This window comes from Pseudactinotalea sp. HY160 (genome assembly GCF_009372055.1).
GTDB lineage: Bacteria > Actinomycetota > Actinomycetes > Actinomycetales > Beutenbergiaceae > HY158.
In genome coordinates this window covers 109,177-125,307 of sequence record NZ_WHMT01000007.1, presented here as the reverse complement: position 1 = coordinate 125,307, position 16,131 = coordinate 109,177, and the positions used below count along the sequence as shown (strand labels likewise).

Sequence of the window (16,131 nt, the reverse complement as noted above, 5' to 3'; positions counted from 1 at the left end):
GTTCGTGGCGGGCGAGCTGTGGACACCTACCCGGTGTGCGGCCCAGGCCCTTCATGGCCACACGTGCCGAGACGGCCCTACGGGGGCGGATCTGTTGCGCTAACGTCCCAGCCATGACGGCGACGCCGCGATCGGTCCTGCGAGGTATCGCCGCCACCTCCATCGGGCTACTGCTCATGGCCGGCTGTTCGGCCGGTGTCGGCGAGACGACCTCCGCGCCCACCGCCATCGAGACCACGAGCGTTGCCGCTGTCGAAACCACCGCCGCCCGGACTCCGTCCCCGTCCCCGACGCAGCCGGTGCTCAACGACGTGCAACTGGACAGCCGGGTAGAGATCCTCAGAAACATCGACGACGACGGCTACCTGGGCAGCGCCACTGATGCCCAGTTGAGAGAGGGCATCCTTCACTACTGCAAGACCGGCACTCACAAGATCCCCGCTGGGATCCCCGAGGGCCGTCTTTCGACATACGAGGTAGTTGTCCAGACAGTGGTCGGTGAGGACTGCACCCCCGTCGATGAGCTCTCCCCGATGCGGCCATTGAATGCTGAAGACCGCCGCGAATCGGTCGCCGGCATCCTCTACGAAGCCGAAGGTGACGGCGGCATGGACCTGACCATGCGCACCACGACCGGCACCGTCCAAGGCAGCGCCAGCCAGCAACTCACCGACGAGAACGGCGGTATCGGCATCCCGGCCGGCAACGTGGCCTCCCCTTACATCTCGGTGCAGAATCGGGCCAACGGCGGGTCAGTCACCTGCCGTATCCACCGTGACGGGGTGCTCATCGCCGAGAACACCTCCCACGGCAAGTACTCGATCGTCACCTGCTCGCCCTAGCCGCCCATTATCTTGTCCAGCCCGGCACTTTCTGTGGACAGGTGGATGCGGACGGAGCACATCAGGGTTTCTCGACCTCGCGCCGAAGCCTCCGCCACTCCGCCTGCGAACGTGCATCCGCGTCCAGTAGCGGCATCGGAGTCGTTCGCTCCACGTGCAGAGGAAGGGTTGGGGCGTCAACGAGCCATCCGAGCGTGAGCCATACGTATCCGAGTTGGAGGCCGTACTCGGCACCCACGAATAATCCATCTCGGGAGTGTGACTGCGTCGGGGGAAGGCCGATGTAGTTGCTCATGCCGCCAGTTTCGGGAGCCTCGGCCATCGCCTCCTCGTGGAGTTCGATCGCTCGCCAGTCGCGCCAAAGGTGAAACTGGCAGTCGGGGAAGCAGTCGGCCCCATTCAGGAATCGCAGCGCGCCATCCGGGACAGGGAGGTTTGATGTCGCGAGTTGGCAGCCAAACTGCTTGACTAGATACCGGGACATGTCCGCCACTTTCTGTGCCCAGTCCGCGCCGTAGACGTCCGCCCAGTCGAGGACGTCCCTCCCTGAGAGCACGTCCATGTTCTCCACGACGTAGTTGACGAACTCGTCATACGCCCTGTCGAAGGGCTGGCTCCGTGCGTTGTTGCACTGGGCACAGAGGTTCTTCGCCCACCGAATCTCAGACCCCTTGCTGAGCGATTTCAATGTGCCGGTGTAGGTCGGGCTCGACTTGTAGACATCTTGGGGTGAGCCAGACGCGCCGGCCACTCGCCGCAGGTCCGAGCGCTTGAATTTGTGTTCCTCGGTGTCCGCAACGTCCCCGCACCACCAGCAGGGGCGGAGAGTTTCCGCGCGCTTCGTCACGACTGAATCCCGCGGTAGCGCTCTGACATCTCGCCCAGCCCGTCAAAGTTCGGCGGCCACGCGAGTCCAACTCCCACCGACGAGCACACGCCTGCCCACCGCGGGCTCTTCGGCTTCCGGTCGAGCACGAGCACCCCGCGCACCTGTGCAATGCCCCCGGGCGGGTTCTGGCGGAGCGTATGCAGGTAGTCGAGCAACTGCCCCAGCCCCAGCCGGATCTGGGTGTCCTCCGCGTCGCCGGTCAGCGACTTCACCTCCGCGACGACCAACTGGCCTGACACCAGCTCCGAGCGCCACGCTGCGTCGACCAGTGGCACGTCGACCCGTGGCGCGTCGACCAGCGACCCCGACAGCGTGAACACCTCCACCGGTGCCAGGTGTTCGACGAGGCATCTGAGAGCCTCCTCATGCGCCCGGTCGCCGGCGTCCAGACCGCTCATGTCCACTTGAGCATCGACGGGGGCCCGCTCTGCCGCGGCGCGGAGTTCCAGTGTGACCAGTGTGGGGCGGCCCATGTCCAACGGCGGCGGCTCGTACCCGTCGAAGGCACCCGCGCGGGAGGCGGCGGCCGAGCAATAATCTGAGGGGCCCGGCGGCACCGTGAACTCGAACTGATCGCCCTGGCCGACCGGGGCCGTCCGTAGGCATGGGGCCGGCTCCCCGCGGAGCAGCCGTGAGATGCCGTCGTCATCGACGATGCAGATGTGGTTGCCGGATTCCCGCTCATCATGGACGAACCGCGCATTCTGACTCCGGCGACGGCGGGGCTCAGTCACGTTCTTCCCGAGGTCGCCCTGGACCAGGACCGTCATCCGCCGGTTCCGGGTGCCCAGCAGTGGCAGGCCGCCCTCCTGCTCCACGCGCCTCACCAGGCTCTGGCGGAGGACCCACTCACCTTCAACGCGGGTCGTCCCGGTGAAGAACACCCGCTGCCCACGCAGCGAACCCACCCAGCCGTCGCATTCTGCTCTGCCCATGGACCCATCTTGATCCATCACGGCCAGCTCTCACTGCCCAGTTCTCGGTCCCGAGCCAGATCATCGATCAGACCATCGGTATCGCACGAATCGGTATGGCGCGAATGGAATGAAGCCGGGTGGACCGAACCTGCGTGACGGTCCCTGACCGACGCCTCACCAGCGGGGCACAGGACCCCAGTCGCCGCACACCGGCTCCGTGACCACGACAGACGGATCCCTGACCGACCCGAATGAGGCCCACGATGACCGACCCAGCCACCATTGGCCCAGCCACCATTGGCCCAGCCACCACTGATCGGACCGTTCGGGCGCTGCTGGGCGACGCCTGGGAAGGACACGAGGGGCCGCTCACCCGGGAGGACCTCACCCGGATCGCTGAAGTCGTCGTGCAGGCTATCTCGCCGGATCCTGCCAATGAGCCTGCCAGTGCCACTGGGACTGCCAGTGCCGAAGTCTCGACCCCCGATGTGAAGCCCGACCGTGAGTTGTGGTTGGACGGGTTCTCCTGCATCCGACCCACAGGTGAGTTCGCGACCGCGGTCGGGCGAGACGTCCTGCGTCTCTGCAGGGTTCCCGGGAAGACGCTGATCGAGGTGACGATCTCATGAAGCCCGACGAACTCTCCGCGATCCGTGACCGCTTCCAAGCCGGCAACCGTGACATGGCCCCGGACGTTCTCCCGCTCCTCACCGAAATCGGCCGGCTCACCCGCGAGAACGAGCGCTGGCGGACAGCGGCAACCGACGTACTCGACGCCCACGACTGCGGCGAAGCATTCAACCGTGCTCTACGAGAGGTGCATCGGCTGCGCGAGCAGGTGGACCATGAACGCGCCGCAACTTCTGCACTCGCCGCCCAGCGGGACGACCTGGTCGAGAAGATCGTGCAGGTCACGAGGCTCCATGACGCCCGGCCCGCGCGCGCCCAAGAATGGTGCCCGAACTGCGTGTCCCCGGAAGAATCCTGGCCGAACCGCATCCGCGCAACAGTGACCAGGCCGGCAGGAGTGATTGGGCAGGCGGATGTCACCAGGCAGGTGGCAGAGACCGGCCTGAAGGAGAACCAATGAACTGCATCGACCTACCGGACCGGCGAGAGGTCGCACGGGCCATCGGCAATGCGCTGTCCCGGCACCGCCAGGGCGGCACCTACCTGGATGCCGCTGACTCCGTGCTCGCCCTCATCGCCAATCCCGACCCCTCGTAGCCCGATCCCCCGTGGGCTGGGTCGGCAATTCGGTGGGCCCCTCGGCCAGCTTGCGCACTGGGTGGCGGGCAGTACTGGGCGACGGGCTGCATGGGGGCGGGCAAGCCGGCATGTGTGGCGGGTATCGCTGCCTGCCGCACACCGGAGAGGTGTCCTCCTCCCCCGCCCCGAAGGAAGAGCCACCATGAACCCCCACCCCCACTTCGACCGTAGTCAGATCTACCTGCGCCGCGGCACCCAAGTCGTGCTCGTGGGCGGCAACCGCCCCCAGAAGGGCGATGGCGTTAATGCGGGCTGGCTCGTCCCCAACGACGACGGCGACTACCAGTTCGAGCCCTCGTCCCGGCCCATCAACCCCGACCAGCTTCGCGCGATCGCCGACCTGATCGACCGGATGAACGAGCGATGAGCGACCTCACCCGGCAGGTCACCCGTGATCACGTCCTGCGCGAGACTCGCAAGACCAAGGGAGACTTCATCACGAACGAGGCATCCTGCTCCTGTGGTCACCCGCTCCCGTGGACGGGCCGCATCGGCCACCACCAGGACCACGTCCTCGAAGAAGTCGAGAACGCCGCACGCACCGCTGCCCTCCCCACTGCTGTCCTACCCACCACGGCGCTGCCCACGGTCGATGCGCTCGTGGACCTGCTCGTCATGTCGCCCCTGGCCGATACCGCCGGAACCGACCTGGCCCCATTCCGCCGCACGGCCGAACAGATCCACGCGGCGACGACTCTTCTGCGGGAGCCCGGCAAGCCCGCCGCCGACCAGGGCGGAGTTGACCCGGGCGCAGTTGACGGGGACGCAGTTGACGGGGATCGCGCCACCCTCATTGCCACGGTTGCCCGTGCCCTGTGGGACCACGACATGTCCGACCAGGACCCGGACTGGCGGCAGATGGCCTGGGACGACATGGGTGGGGCCGAGCCGGCCGAGGAGCGCATCGGGTACGAGCTTCGCGCCCACGCTGTCGTCGCACTGGCCGACCCGAAGGAGGACGAGTCATGACCAGGCGAATCTACAGCCGGGACCCGGCCCACCTTGGTGAGGACCTCGCCGCCTCGCTCACTGTCGCGCTCGGGCTCGATGCCACGCCCGGCCAGCGGCAGCGTGTCGCCGAGCTCGTGGACTCGGTGGGCGAATACCGGGACTCCCAGCAGGTGCTCCGGGATGTCCTCGCCGAGTTCGGTTCGGCAGTCTTCGGCATCGTCGTGCGCTTCCACCAGGAGGCGAAGACCTCGCTCATGGGCCAATCCGAATCGCTCACCGGGAGTCTGCCCCGACTCGGGCTCACCATCCGCGACCTGAACTGGCCCATCGACGTCCTCCACCCGAACTACTCCGGCGATGCAGCACCGCCCAACCCGGCCCTCGAAGCCCGACTCGCCGCCGCGGTCACCGCCTGGCAGGCGGACCACCCCGAACAGCAGGAAGCACCCACCGGTTCGCCGTTGGAGGAGGGACTCTCACCATTGGAGGCAGCCCGGCGACGTGCTGAGGCCGCTGAGGACGAGGTCCGCGAACTGAGGGCCCAGCTCGACGTGGAGACGACCCACAAGAGCGGCCAGTGCGACGTCTGCGAGCACATGGAGTACGAGCAGATGAAGCTCGACGTGGAGAAAGCGTGGGCAGCCGAGGACCTCATGAAGGCCGAGCTCGACAACCTGACCGCGAAGGTCGACCAGGCCCGCGCCATCGTCGCCGAGCACCACGCCTGGCAGATACGGCGCGCTGCGAAGTTCGGTCGTACCGGGGGTGACTGCCAGTGCGAGCAGTGCCAGATCGCCAATGTGCTGGCCCCATCACGCGCGAAGGCCGGGACCGGCCAGCCTGACGGCTGAACCGCCCGCCGGGTGGGCGTGGCACGAGTGACCGGTACCCGCACACCATGTGGGCGGTTCACCCACCCCGCCCTGCGCCTAACCAAGGAGACACCAATGACCACCCCCATCGAACGAGCCGCCGTCGCGACCGTCACCGTAAGGCAGCGAGATCGAGTGGCGGATGAGATTTGGGACCAGATGGTCGGGGTTGCCAAGTCATCCGTTCGTGAAGCGGTGGCAGGTGCGTTCGAGGCGGCGGAGATATCCGTGAGCCCCGAAGAGATCGCTGCAACCCGACGCACCGCGCAAGCCGAAGCTCTCCGCGAGGCGGCAGCAGCCATGGGGGGCGAGGACGAAGTCGAGTGGCCGTTCATCGGCATGGACGAGATGCAACGTTGGCTCCGTAAGCGTGCCGAAGAGATTGAGAGGGGTGACTGGTGAACACTGATGACCTGCAAGCGCCGGAGGTGGTTGGTGAGACGTGCTGCGCCGGCCTCTGCGTGGCTGACGAGTGCCTCTGCGATCCCCGATGCTGCGACCGGGAGGACTCATGACCACCGACCTCGCGGCGATCCGCGCCCGTGCCGAAGCTGCAACCTCCTCCGGCGGCGACCTGCAAGAGCTGGCCGAGGACACTCTTGCGCTCCTTGCCGAAGTGGAACGGATGCGAGAGGAGGCCGAACTCTACCGAACCGCGATCTGCTTCGAGACGACATGCACGAACTGCGCCCGCTTGCTCGACAGGATGGTGGGCCTAGATGAGGAGGTGGACCGGCTCACCCGCATGTCGGAGGGTATGCAGACTGCCTGGGAGCGCGCCCTGGAGCTGAACCGTCAACTGGTCGCCGAGAACGTGGACCTTCGGATCGAACGCGACGACCTGGCCGCGAAGATCGACCTGCTCGGGCCCTCAACCAAGGCCGTCCTCGCCGCGATCTTGGTCGAGCAGCGAGAGATGCGCGCCGCCCAGCCCGCACCGAAGGAGACCCGATGAGCGCCTACCGACTGTGGACCCTCACCTGCGACGGCTGCGGACAGATATGGGACGACGGAAGCCCCTACTCCCTCGGCATCGTGAAGTTGAACGCCCGCCGATCCGGTTGGCGCACCGGCCAGACGAAAGACGACAACGACCACTGCCACTGGTGCGTGAAGGCACAAGATGACGACGGCTCTGCCGGCAGGCCATGAACCGTGCCTATCGACTGCCGCATCCCCGAGCTCGTGTCGACGGTTCACCGCGTCCGCACACCGTGACGGCATGAGGAACGTCGACCTGCCCCACCCCGAGATGGCCAGCCCTGAGACACCCAGCCCCGAACCTGATGGCCTGACCGTGCGCGTGACCAACAGCCTGCAGGAGGTGCACACGTGGGCCGACTTCGACCTGGAAGATGCCCCGCCGATCAACACCGGCACCGGCGCGTGGACACCGAACCACGGGCAGATCCGCGTCAGGACTCCCCTGGCAGGTATGGCCCGACCGTCGATCGCCCTCTTGCTGGACGGCCCCAACAGTTACGGCGTCCAGCAGCGTTACACGTTCGGGCTGCCCCACGGAATGACCCGCGGGTCGGGCGAGAACCCGGTCATCGACAACCTGCTCGTCACCGACCTGCCGGAACCACTTCAGCGGGCGGTCGAGGCCGCCGTGGGCGTCGACTTCTCCGAGTACGCCTGACCACGAGTACCCCTGCCCCGCAAACCCTGCCCCGCAAGCCGCAGACGATAGGCCGTAGACGCCGCATCGTGGCATCGGAAGGATGGGGCCGCACACCCTCTGGCCCGACCAGCACAGCAAGGAGCCGAACCGTGACCCACACCCCGAGCACCCGACAGGTCCGTGACGCCTACGTGCGCAGCGAGGCGGCGCGAGACAAGGCCCGCAACCGCTACGAGCCCGGCGACGACCAGATGTACGTCACCGAGTTCGACGCCTGGCGCGCGCAGGCCGCCAGCGAAATCCGGGCGAGCATCGCCGACGAACTGGGACAGCACTTGGGCGACCTCGCCACGATCATCAACCCGCCCCCGTCCAACGACCCCGTAGACAGTAACCATGTGGACAGCAGCCAGGTGGCCAGCAGCCAAGTGGTCAGCACTCAGGTGATCGGGGTCCTGAGCGACTTCATCGCCTCTCTCCGCCGGGACCCGATCCGTGAGGGCGTGTGCGTGCGCTGCGGCGAGACGGTCTCCATGCTGCGACAGCTGGACGACGAGTGGACGCAGTCCCGGCACTGCTCCCACAGCCTCCACGGGCCCCTGCCTATTCGCTGACGAGCCCAGTCGCTGACTCGCCCAGCTACCGACGAGCCCAGTCACCGACGAGCCCGGCTGCTCAACTGGCCCAGTCACTGGATTGGCCAGTCACCGAATGAGCCGAGAACCTGAGCGATCGTTCCCCTGGGGTTCCGGCAACCCCTGATAGCCGGCAACCCTGAGTTCCAGCAACCGTTGCACCCGCTTCCTTGCACGCGGCCTCTGCGGTTCGCGCGGTGGCACGTACGACCTGCCGCCGCACACCCGCGTCGGTGACGCACGGCCACCCTGACAAGTTCCGACCCAGCAAGGAGAACCCCATGAGCCCCATCGCCAGCGCTGACACCCCCTACGACACCGACGAGATCGTGGCACTCCGCCAGGAGATCAGGGCCCATCACGATGCGCATCGAGAGCAGCTACTGCTGTCCCGCCGGCGCGACCTGGAACTGCGCGCTCGGTACGGTGAACTGATGCTTGCCCAGCGCCCCGCGTACCCCACCCCCGAGCACATCGAAGGCCTCGCCCGTATCGCCACATGGGTGCACGACGACGTCGCCTACGGCAACCACCTGGGCTACCCCACTGAGGTCGATAAGGCGGCCGGTCGGGCCCTGCCCAAGGGTGTGCGGTTCTCCTCGGCAATGCGGCGGATCAACGTCTACGCCTTGTCACCGTACGGGTACGCCGCCACCCATCGAGTCTGGAACTTCACCGGCGAGGAGGTGGAGGCGATGCGCGCGCTGATACGGGAACACGGCCTACGGATCATGTCGGACTGGGCCCACGGGGACGGCCACGCTTTCACCGTCGCCTCGAAGCAGGTGTAGGGGCTCGCGGTCACCCCTTGGGCTCCCCGCCGGTGACCATGCCAACCGCCTCCCCAGTGGTAGGCCCCTGTTGTTGGCACGATCAGGCCAGCGTTGGCAAAGGCAGGCCGTTGCCGCGATCAGGCTGTCGTTGGAACAGGTAGGCAGGTGGCACAGGTGGGCCGGGCCCGCACACCCCATGGGTGACCACATCCAGCAGGGAGAGCAGGGACATGAGCACCAAGATCTACAACGGCCACCGGATCGCCACCGACGACATCTTCGCCTTCACCGACCGGCTCCGCGCCGTCCTCGATCCCGTTCGGGACCGGCTGGATGCTCGCCTCATCGCCGACAAGATGACCACCGCCATCGACAACCAACTGTTCGGGCTCCCCGCTGAGGACAGCGACAACGCAGCCAGCCGCGCCAGCGAGGCCGCGATCATCGCCCACCACCGGCGCATCCCCGTCGCCGTCGAAGCCCAGGCCGCGCTCATGGGCCACATGTTCGACCAGTCCAAGCTCCGCCACGAAGGCAAGACCGGAGGCATCGACTACGACCCCAACCGCTTCGAGCTCACCATTGGCCGTCTTCCTGAAACCGGGGACCGCCAAACCAGCGATTCAGAAACTGGGGACCTGCTCGCCATCACCTACTGCGAACGGGACGAACTCACCGCAGCGTTCCGAGCCCTCGACGGCGTGTCCGAGTACAGCTACTGGAACAACGCCGACGAGCCCGACGACGTCACCGCCGAAGAATGGGATGCCCGCCGGGACGCCTGGCACCGGGTGCTCGGGGATGACACCCCGGCCCAGCGCATGCTCTCCTTCACGCTCCGAAGCGACCCGGGTGCCGACTTCGACCTCGGCGCATCTGACCCCGTCCATCCGCTCGTCCTGGCCGGCCTCCCCAACATCAAGCTTCGCGCACGCCGACTCGCCCAGAAGATCGCCATGGCCCGCCTGACAAGCTACCTGCGAGCCAACCAGCTGGAGTTCGAGTTCTCGATGCTCTTCAAGCTCAACCCGGGCACGGTTGCCGCCGCCATCGAAGCGGTCCTGCCCGAGCTCGACGCCGACTTCCTCGCCCGTCCACTGGCCGACCTGCACCGGCTCATGAGCGACGACCAGCACGCCGCCGTCGCCCAGGCCGTGTCCACTTGGTGGGAGGCGAACCGGCGCAGAGTCACCTCCTGACCCTCGCGCCCCGCCGGGACGAGATGAACGCCTGGACGTGATGAACTGCTTTCCGGCCCAGCAGTGTGGCCCGATGTCCCGCGATACCCTGGTTGAACCAGAGCTCGACCGAACCAGAGCTCGACTGAACAAGGGCTCGACCGGCAACCGCCAGCACGGCGAACGTGTCGGCACGGTCAGCCGGACGTCACACGCAGGGGGCAACATGTGGAACTGGATCCTGTTCGCGGCATACCTGGCCGCACTCGTCACCATCTGGCGCGGCTGGGGGTGGCCTGGCCGGATCCTCAGCTACGTCGGCCTGCACGTGCTCGCTCTACCCGGCTGGCTGCTCCTCGGCGCGGCCATCCTCGACGACAGAGAGCCGGTCATCGAACGTAACGCGCGCATCTACGTGCTCGTGGTCATGGCGGTAGCCATCGCCGTGAGCAGTTTCGCCCGCGACCACAAGATGAAGCGGCAGGAGCGCTACGACCGGGCCGTGCTGTCGATGGCCGGATACCCGGACCCGGGTGCGTACGCCGGCGACTTCGGCCCGAACAGCCAGTACCCGAACGGTCACTACGAGAACAGCCAGTACCCGCGTGGGCAGTACGCCGGTGACCAGCACGTTGGCAACCAGCACGGGCCAGGTCACAACCAGCCGTCCCAGACCCCTTCGCCGTCTCAGCCGCCTGCACCATCCCAGCTGCCCCGGCCATCCCAGCCACCGGCCGAGTAGGACCCTGAGCCCGAGTGGGACCAACGACGCGGTAACGGCGAATAGGACGGCCGAGCGCAAATCGTCCATCTTTCCATCGGCGGTTCAGTACGGTTGCAGCTATGAGGCTCTTCGGGACGCTCGCGCCGGTCGCCGCCACGGGTGGGCCCTTGAACCCAGGTGCACTGGACTGGCTCGTCACATACGCCGGCGTGCTCGCGCTACCCATCGCAATCGGTGCAGCGATCCATGCAGGGCGAACCAGTCGTCGGAACGCCAGGTACCAGGGACCCGAGCTGTTCTTGGAAGGCTGGCACGTTGAGGAAAACTGGGTCTACTTCTACATCAAGAACGTCGGCAAATCTCCCGCGCGGAACGTTCGGGTGGCACTCGTCGGGGCCAGATGGCCGTACCTCAGGCATCGGCTCACGATCTATCCAGTCAGGCCGAAGGACCCAGCGGCCAGTCGACTTAGGGCCGGCGGCGTGGTCACGTTCCACCTGCGCGGCGGCGAGCAGGCCCATGTCGAGCTGACCAAAACCCAGACGGTCTACTTGCTCCTGCGGTGCCGAGACCAGGCAGGCCAGCGGCACCGCGCACACTTCGCACCATCGGCCAAGATGGGCAAGCTTGCAGAGGGAGAGCACTACATCAGCCAGTGAGGCACGCCACTGGCGACCGGCGTGGTCGCGAGCAGCCGAACCGATACCCCCATCACTCCGCGAACCCAGTGAGCCGCCCCGCGAGCGGTAGCGATGCCGCGGTAGCGGTGACATCGAGCAACCCGGCCAGCCCAGCGAGTCCGACATCCCGAGTGGCCCAACCACCGGCAGCCGACATGTGGCCCATATATGGGGCTCCGCCCGTCCGCTCGTTCCTCGCGGCCGGTCGTCGCCGGCGTGGTGGTTCGTGGTGTCGTCGTCTTGTTGTTCGTGGTGTTGCTTGTCCTCGCTTCGCTCGGATGTTCAGCGCTGCGCGCTGCGTGGCGTTGTTCGTCTTGGTGGTGACCGTCTTGTTGTCGTGGCGCTGCCCGTGATGCTGTGTCCCTCGTGTCGTCGTGTTCCCCGTGATGCTGTCTTGCCGTCCCCGTCGTGTTCCCCGTTCCGTCCCCGTCTCGCTCCCCGTGAAGGATGCTGCCTTCATGATTCCCTTCGCGGTGCCCCTGCGGGCGCGAAACGGTGACCTGGACCCTCCAGGTGACCCCGTCCTCGGTGCAGCCCCCTTGCCTTCAACACAGGGCTGAACCAGGGCGCCCCCGGCAGGGTTCCGACTCGCCGCCAGAGCCCAGCACACCATGAGGCACGAATACACAGGGTGATGGGCGAAAAGGCGAGGAGGAAGGGCTCAGCGGCCGGCTCGGGACTTCTTGGGGCGAAGATCGGCGGCGGCGCGAGGAATCCTCTAAGTCTGGGAGGGGGTTTTCGCCCCAAACGGGGCAGATCCGGCCTGGGGTCACGTTTTTCTGGGTGGGGGCGGCCTCGAAGGTGTCAATTTGTCACCTGTTGGCACCGCCGTGGTGACAAGTGCCCGCCGGCGTCTACGCATGGTTCCGGGTATGGGACCTTCACGACGCCGCTACTGGAAGCTCACCCGTGCCGGGGAGATCAACGCGAACCCGCAGACCATCGAACAGCGGGCTGCCGCGTTTGCTGCCGGTGCCACGACCCGGGGTGGTCATTCGACTCTGGTGGTCGTCCGCGATGAGGACGGGCTGCACGATTTCCTGATCATGCCGGACACGGCTACCGCCGACTCGGCGGCGATCTCGTTGGCTCAATGCGTGGCTGCCCGGTTGAACCCGCTCGATGATCCACCGGACCTGTCCTTCACTCCGGCGGTCGCCCAGCTGTGGTGGCGGCGTTCCTCGGCGGGGATCCGCGCAACGCAGGCGGGCACCGATTTGGCGGAGGTCTCCCGCATCCTGGGCAACACGCTCCCGATGGATTCGTGGGTGGCCGCGGTGGTGCGTTCCCCGCACCGGTTGGAGCGGCGCTGGTGGTCGAACTGGCTCGCCTACCGGATGGGCACGGTGCGCCCGACGCATCATTCGACGGTCCGCGAGGCGCTCATCACGACGATCTGGGCGGGCTCGCAGTCGCCGGCGGTCACGGCTGATGTGCTCGACTCGGTCGCCTCCTCCCTTCCCGGTTTCGATGTCGGCACTCGCGCGCACCGCCCTCCCCGGCTGGCGCACCTGGTCATGTGGCTGATGGTGGCCGCCCTCATGCTCACCCCGAGCGTGCTGACGTTGACTCCGTTGCCGATCCCGGCGTGGCTGTCGGCGTTCACGTGGGCGGTGAGCCTGGGCGGGGCGGGGGCTGCGACCGGGCTCGGTGTCGCCGCGTGGAGGCGGATTCTGCCGACCCGTGATGCGCGTATCCGCCGGGGCCTGCCGGTGGCCCGCCTGCCGAAGCCGAAGTACCGGGTCCGTCCACCGCGGCGTCCGGGGACGTTGCACACCGAACATGTGGGTGCCGAGGACCGGGGGGACGGCGGGGCCTACCCGTTGCGCCGGGAGGCGCTCATGCTCGGACCCCATATCCCGGCCTCTCTGATCGCCCCGCACGCCGGTGTCCTCTCGGGTGCTGCCACGACCCGGAGCCGGGGCGTTCCGGTGGAGATGACCCGCAATATCGGTCCGCTCATCGGCCACGACCATGCGGGAGGGCCCGTGCACGTCTCATCGGCCGATACGGCTCGCGGGCTCGCGGTCCTGGGTGAGCCGGGTAGCGGGAAGTCGATCCTGGTGCAGAACGTGCTCGCCCATTCGATGCTGGAACGGGTCAGCCCGCTGGGCCTTCCGGGGTTCCCGGGACGGCACAATTCGCTGGTCTCGTTCGAGACGAAGCTAGATGGTGCGAAGGCTGCCCTGGATTGGGCGCGGGCCGTCGGTGACAAGGTGGCATTGGTGGAGGTGGCGAACCCGGACTCGTGGGCGATCGACCTGTTCGCGGTACCGGGCACGATTGAGGTGAAGGCGCTGCATTTCACGAACGCACTCCAGTACGCCTTCGCGGACGGCTCGATCCGGGATGAGTCGTTCCGCACGTTGAAGATGGTGCTCACCGGGGCGCTGGCCGTCACCGACGACATGACCGAACGTCTCGACGGGGTGCGGGCGGGTGGTTCCCCGATCTACTACGCCTCCATCTTCATGGGCAGGGCCGGGGACGGGCCGGCAACAGCGCTGGCAGCTGCCGTCCATGACGCACACGAACAGGCCACCGGTGAAGGTCGAACCGGCACGGACGCCTCGATTGCGTGGGAGTCGCTGGTGCTCATGTACGGGCCGACGGTGACCACGTCCCAGCGGGCAGCCCTTCAGCGGGCACCGGGCAACAAGATCGACCAGCTGCTGGCCCTCGATCACTTCTTCGCTCCGGCCCGCCGCAAGTTCTCGTGGGCGGACCTCATCGACGGGCACAAGGCCGCCATCGTGCTGACCGGACGCGACTCGGCCGGCAACATCATGGAGTCCAACATGGAACAGCTGATGAGCTCGCTGCTCATGTTCTCCCTGCGGTACAACATCGAACGCACCTGCGCCGGGTGGGAGGCCGAGAACCGGTGGGTGTCGATCTTCGCTGACGAGTTGAAGGAACTGGCCGGCTCCTCCCCCGACATCATCACGTGGTTGCGCAACAAGGGCCGCTCGTACGGGGTCCGCCCCCATTTCGCGACCCAGTACCCGGCCCAACTGGACACCCAGGTGCGCGACGCGCTGCTGTCGTTCCCGACGCTGATCGCGTTCAAGCAGAACAGTCCAGCGATTGCCCGTGAGCTCATCGACGACTTCGGTGGTGACGGAACCGACTGGTCGAGTGCGGACGTGCTCGGCCTGGCCCCGTTCCATGCGATCGTGCGCGCCAGCGTCGGCCACCAACGTCAGGCACCGTTCTCGTTCGCGTCGGCCTACTTCATCGACTCGGCCACCGGACTGCCCGACGTGGACCGGTTCCGCCACATGCAGGGATATGACCAGTTGCCAGCGATTGGGCAACCAGCCACTGATCAGCCAGCGATTGGCCATGTCCCTGGGGGTGGTCGGGCGTGACCGTCTTCGACATGGGCGAGCTCACCTCGCACGGCGGGATTCATCCGCGCCTGCGTGCGGCCGACCGGCTCGACCCGTACTGGGAGGGACTGTGGTCATCCGGTTCGACGGCCTCGTGGGTGAACGTGACCACGGCCCGCATGCAGGAGGCGTCGGGGCTGGCGCGCATGCCGTGGCATTTGCGGATGGACCCGGGCGAGGCGTGGGAGAAGTGGACGAGTATGCGCGGGTGGCGTGAGCGGCTCGAAGTTCTCGGGCTGCTCGGTTCGTGGCGGACCCTGTCGGCTCAGCAACTGGCCGCCTTCGCCGGCAACCCGACCCTGGCCCGGCACCCGGTCGCTACCGATGCTGCATTGATTCTGGGGCTGCTAGACCAGGGCGTGTTCACCTCCGGGCTGGTGCGCACCCGGCTGAACTCGACAGCGAAACTGCTCCGCCCCGCCTCCGGTCACGTCTTCACTGAACGGGTGGCCCCGCTGCTCACCTATCCCGAACAGGTGCTCGTCACGGGTGGGCGGTCCTGGTCGGGTGGCGGGCAGTTCGACCGGCACAACCTGCTCACCGCCGAACTCGGGTTGCGGGTGGCGGAGTTCTGCGAGGTGGGCACGGTGCTCGGGGAGTCGATGGCAACGGTGGACGATCTTGCGGGCCGCGGGATCGGCAAGCGCCCCATCGAGGGTCGCCGGTCGGCCGATGCGCTGCTGGTGCGCGGGGACGGGATGCGGATCGCGGTTGAACTGACCGCCTCGGTCACCCCGTATTTCACGCAGAAGGTGGAGAACTGGGCGAAGCTGCTCGCCGAGAACTCGATGGCCTCCTCCGGGTTGACGGTCCTGTTCGTGGGTGCCCCCAAGCCCGACCGGGATGGGGAACGCCAGTTCGCCAAGGAGATGCGCCGGGCGGTGGCTCGGGCGGTTCGCAAGTATCCGGGGATCCCTGGCAGGCGGGCCGCTGACCGGCTCGGGGTGGCGATGTGGACCGACTACTTCCCCGGGGTGGGCAAGGTCGGCTCCGACTTCTTGACGTTGCAGTGCTGGCGGCCGGAAGGGCCGAAGGGTGCCCCGTGGGTGAAGGCGGGCATGCTCGACTTCTTCGACACCCCATTCGAGCCACTGGACGGGCCGGCGATGGAGGCAGTCATCACGAACTCGGCCTCGGTCGCCTCGGCACCGGTGTGGCTGCGCCGCGGGAAGGGTGAGCTCGCGCTGCATGAGGTGGCGTTGCGGCAGGCGGGCTTCGAAGAGATCCCGACACCGGTCCCGCGCGATAGGCGTCACCGGGGCACGTTCGTGCCGGGGCAGTTCCGTGGCCCGGGCAAGCGGGCGAAGGTTCCACCCCGGCTTCGTAACGTACCGCCGGCGTGAGGGAGGGGTGTTACTTATCTCGTCCGCGGGTCCGGCTCATGT

Annotated in this window: 20 protein-coding genes; 18 read left to right on the top strand and 2 right to left on the bottom strand. The window is 67.2% G+C overall.

Annotation, left to right across the window (positions count from 1 at the left end; translation table 11 throughout):
* Nucleotides 1-113 precede the first annotated feature (113 nt).
* Nucleotides 114-842, top strand: coding sequence for a hypothetical protein (locus GCG21_RS08810; RefSeq protein ID WP_152819163.1), 729 nt, complete (start codon nucleotides 114-116; stop codon nucleotides 840-842).
* A 61-nt stretch (nucleotides 843-903) separates the two neighbouring features.
* Here GCG21_RS08810 and GCG21_RS08805 read toward each other — a convergent pair whose 3' ends face one another.
* Together GCG21_RS08805 and GCG21_RS08800 are read right to left on the bottom strand one after the other, a co-directional pair.
* The gene (locus GCG21_RS08805; RefSeq protein ID WP_152819161.1) at nucleotides 904-1,689 is read right to left on the bottom strand and encodes a hypothetical protein; all 786 of its coding nucleotides are present in this window, start codon (nucleotides 1,687-1,689) and stop codon (nucleotides 904-906) included.
* Nucleotides 1,686-2,639 carry a hypothetical protein gene (locus GCG21_RS08800; RefSeq protein WP_152819159.1) on the bottom strand — a complete coding sequence of 318 codons (954 nt, stop codon included), beginning with the start codon at nucleotides 2,637-2,639 and terminating at the stop codon, nucleotides 1,686-1,688. Before GCG21_RS08800 ends, GCG21_RS08805 begins: the two co-directional genes overlap by 4 nt.
* Nucleotides 2,640-2,911: 272 nt before the next feature.
* Between GCG21_RS08800 and GCG21_RS08795 the strand changes: the two genes are divergently transcribed.
* The 17 genes from GCG21_RS08795 to GCG21_RS08720 all read left to right on the top strand — a co-directional run bounded on the left by GCG21_RS08795 (nucleotide 2,912) and on the right by GCG21_RS08720 (nucleotide 16,089).
* Nucleotides 2,912-3,277: a hypothetical protein gene (locus tag GCG21_RS08795; RefSeq protein WP_152819157.1), complete on the top strand. Its 366-nt coding sequence runs from the start codon at nucleotides 2,912-2,914 to the stop codon at nucleotides 3,275-3,277.
* The gene (locus GCG21_RS08790) at nucleotides 3,274-3,738 is read left to right on the top strand and encodes a hypothetical protein (protein WP_152819156.1); all 465 of its coding nucleotides are present in this window, start codon (nucleotides 3,274-3,276) and stop codon (nucleotides 3,736-3,738) included. The genes GCG21_RS08795 and GCG21_RS08790 overlap by 4 nt, the downstream gene beginning before the upstream one ends.
* Nucleotides 3,735-3,875 carry a hypothetical protein gene (locus GCG21_RS16225; RefSeq protein WP_194165015.1) on the top strand — a complete coding sequence of 47 codons (141 nt, stop codon included), beginning with the start codon at nucleotides 3,735-3,737 and terminating at the stop codon, nucleotides 3,873-3,875. The genes GCG21_RS08790 and GCG21_RS16225 overlap by 4 nt, the downstream gene beginning before the upstream one ends.
* Nucleotides 3,876-4,059: 184 nt before the next feature.
* Nucleotides 4,060-4,284, top strand: coding sequence for a hypothetical protein (locus GCG21_RS08785; RefSeq protein ID WP_152819154.1), 225 nt, complete (start codon nucleotides 4,060-4,062; stop codon nucleotides 4,282-4,284).
* Nucleotides 4,281-4,886: a hypothetical protein gene (locus GCG21_RS08780; protein ID WP_152819152.1), complete on the top strand. Its 606-nt coding sequence runs from the start codon at nucleotides 4,281-4,283 to the stop codon at nucleotides 4,884-4,886. Before GCG21_RS08785 ends, GCG21_RS08780 begins: the two co-directional genes overlap by 4 nt.
* Nucleotides 4,883-5,719, top strand: a complete 837-nt coding sequence (locus GCG21_RS08775) for a hypothetical protein (protein ID WP_152819150.1) — start codon at nucleotides 4,883-4,885, stop codon at nucleotides 5,717-5,719. The genes GCG21_RS08780 and GCG21_RS08775 overlap by 4 nt, the downstream gene beginning before the upstream one ends.
* A gap of 96 nt (nucleotides 5,720-5,815) precedes the next feature.
* A complete protein-coding gene (locus GCG21_RS08770) occupies nucleotides 5,816-6,142 on the top strand; it encodes a hypothetical protein (protein ID WP_152819148.1) in 327 nt (108 codons plus the stop codon).
* A gap of 109 nt (nucleotides 6,143-6,251) precedes the next feature.
* Complete coding sequence (locus GCG21_RS08765) at nucleotides 6,252-6,695, top strand: hypothetical protein (RefSeq protein WP_152819146.1); 444 nt, start codon at nucleotides 6,252-6,254, stop codon at nucleotides 6,693-6,695.
* The gene (locus GCG21_RS08760) at nucleotides 6,692-6,892 is read left to right on the top strand and encodes a hypothetical protein (RefSeq protein WP_152819145.1); all 201 of its coding nucleotides are present in this window, start codon (nucleotides 6,692-6,694) and stop codon (nucleotides 6,890-6,892) included. The genes GCG21_RS08765 and GCG21_RS08760 overlap by 4 nt, the downstream gene beginning before the upstream one ends.
* Nucleotides 6,893-6,962: 70 nt before the next feature.
* Nucleotides 6,963-7,382, top strand: a complete 420-nt coding sequence (locus tag GCG21_RS08755) for a hypothetical protein (protein WP_152819143.1) — start codon at nucleotides 6,963-6,965, stop codon at nucleotides 7,380-7,382.
* 131 nt (nucleotides 7,383-7,513) lie between these two features.
* Nucleotides 7,514-7,978: a hypothetical protein gene (locus GCG21_RS08750; RefSeq protein ID WP_152819141.1), complete on the top strand. Its 465-nt coding sequence runs from the start codon at nucleotides 7,514-7,516 to the stop codon at nucleotides 7,976-7,978.
* A 302-nt stretch (nucleotides 7,979-8,280) separates the two neighbouring features.
* On the top strand, nucleotides 8,281-8,790 hold the full coding sequence (locus GCG21_RS08745; protein WP_152819139.1) for a hypothetical protein: 510 nt from the start codon (nucleotides 8,281-8,283) through the stop codon (nucleotides 8,788-8,790).
* Between the two features lie 212 nt (nucleotides 8,791-9,002).
* Nucleotides 9,003-9,971: a hypothetical protein gene (locus GCG21_RS08740; protein ID WP_152819137.1), complete on the top strand. Its 969-nt coding sequence runs from the start codon at nucleotides 9,003-9,005 to the stop codon at nucleotides 9,969-9,971.
* 205 nt (nucleotides 9,972-10,176) lie between these two features.
* A complete protein-coding gene (locus tag GCG21_RS08735; RefSeq protein WP_152819135.1) occupies nucleotides 10,177-10,692 on the top strand; it encodes a hypothetical protein in 516 nt (171 codons plus the stop codon).
* Nucleotides 10,693-10,793: 101 nt separating this feature from the next.
* Nucleotides 10,794-11,333 carry a hypothetical protein gene (locus GCG21_RS08730; RefSeq protein ID WP_152819133.1) on the top strand — a complete coding sequence of 180 codons (540 nt, stop codon included), beginning with the start codon at nucleotides 10,794-10,796 and terminating at the stop codon, nucleotides 11,331-11,333.
* A gap of 893 nt (nucleotides 11,334-12,226) precedes the next feature.
* Complete coding sequence (locus tag GCG21_RS08725; protein ID WP_152819131.1) at nucleotides 12,227-14,725, top strand: hypothetical protein; 2,499 nt, start codon at nucleotides 12,227-12,229, stop codon at nucleotides 14,723-14,725.
* A complete protein-coding gene (locus GCG21_RS08720) occupies nucleotides 14,722-16,089 on the top strand; it encodes a hypothetical protein (RefSeq protein WP_152819129.1) in 1,368 nt (455 codons plus the stop codon). The genes GCG21_RS08725 and GCG21_RS08720 overlap by 4 nt, the downstream gene beginning before the upstream one ends.
* The last annotated feature ends 42 nt before the right edge of the window (nucleotides 16,090-16,131 follow it).

Coding starts and splice junctions, on each gene's coding strand:
- GCG21_RS08810 (WP_152819163.1), top strand. CDS start 114: ATGACGGCGACGCCGCGATCGGTCCTGCGAGGTATCGCCGCCACCTCC.
- GCG21_RS08795 (WP_152819157.1), top strand. CDS start 2,912: ATGACCGACCCAGCCACCATTGGCCCAGCCACCATTGGCCCAGCCACC.
- GCG21_RS08790 (WP_152819156.1), top strand. CDS start 3,274: ATGAAGCCCGACGAACTCTCCGCGATCCGTGACCGCTTCCAAGCCGGC.
- GCG21_RS16225 (WP_194165015.1), top strand. CDS start 3,735: ATGAACTGCATCGACCTACCGGACCGGCGAGAGGTCGCACGGGCCATC.
- GCG21_RS08785 (WP_152819154.1), top strand. CDS start 4,060: ATGAACCCCCACCCCCACTTCGACCGTAGTCAGATCTACCTGCGCCGC.
- GCG21_RS08780 (WP_152819152.1), top strand. CDS start 4,281: ATGAGCGACCTCACCCGGCAGGTCACCCGTGATCACGTCCTGCGCGAG.
- GCG21_RS08775 (WP_152819150.1), top strand. CDS start 4,883: ATGACCAGGCGAATCTACAGCCGGGACCCGGCCCACCTTGGTGAGGAC.
- GCG21_RS08770 (WP_152819148.1), top strand. CDS start 5,816: ATGACCACCCCCATCGAACGAGCCGCCGTCGCGACCGTCACCGTAAGG.
- GCG21_RS08765 (WP_152819146.1), top strand. CDS start 6,252: ATGACCACCGACCTCGCGGCGATCCGCGCCCGTGCCGAAGCTGCAACC.
- GCG21_RS08760 (WP_152819145.1), top strand. CDS start 6,692: ATGAGCGCCTACCGACTGTGGACCCTCACCTGCGACGGCTGCGGACAG.
- GCG21_RS08755 (WP_152819143.1), top strand. CDS start 6,963: ATGAGGAACGTCGACCTGCCCCACCCCGAGATGGCCAGCCCTGAGACA.
- GCG21_RS08745 (WP_152819139.1), top strand. CDS start 8,281: ATGAGCCCCATCGCCAGCGCTGACACCCCCTACGACACCGACGAGATC.
- GCG21_RS08740 (WP_152819137.1), top strand. CDS start 9,003: ATGAGCACCAAGATCTACAACGGCCACCGGATCGCCACCGACGACATC.
- GCG21_RS08735 (WP_152819135.1), top strand. CDS start 10,177: ATGTGGAACTGGATCCTGTTCGCGGCATACCTGGCCGCACTCGTCACC.
- GCG21_RS08730 (WP_152819133.1), top strand. CDS start 10,794: ATGAGGCTCTTCGGGACGCTCGCGCCGGTCGCCGCCACGGGTGGGCCC.
- GCG21_RS08725 (WP_152819131.1), top strand. CDS start 12,227: ATGGGACCTTCACGACGCCGCTACTGGAAGCTCACCCGTGCCGGGGAG.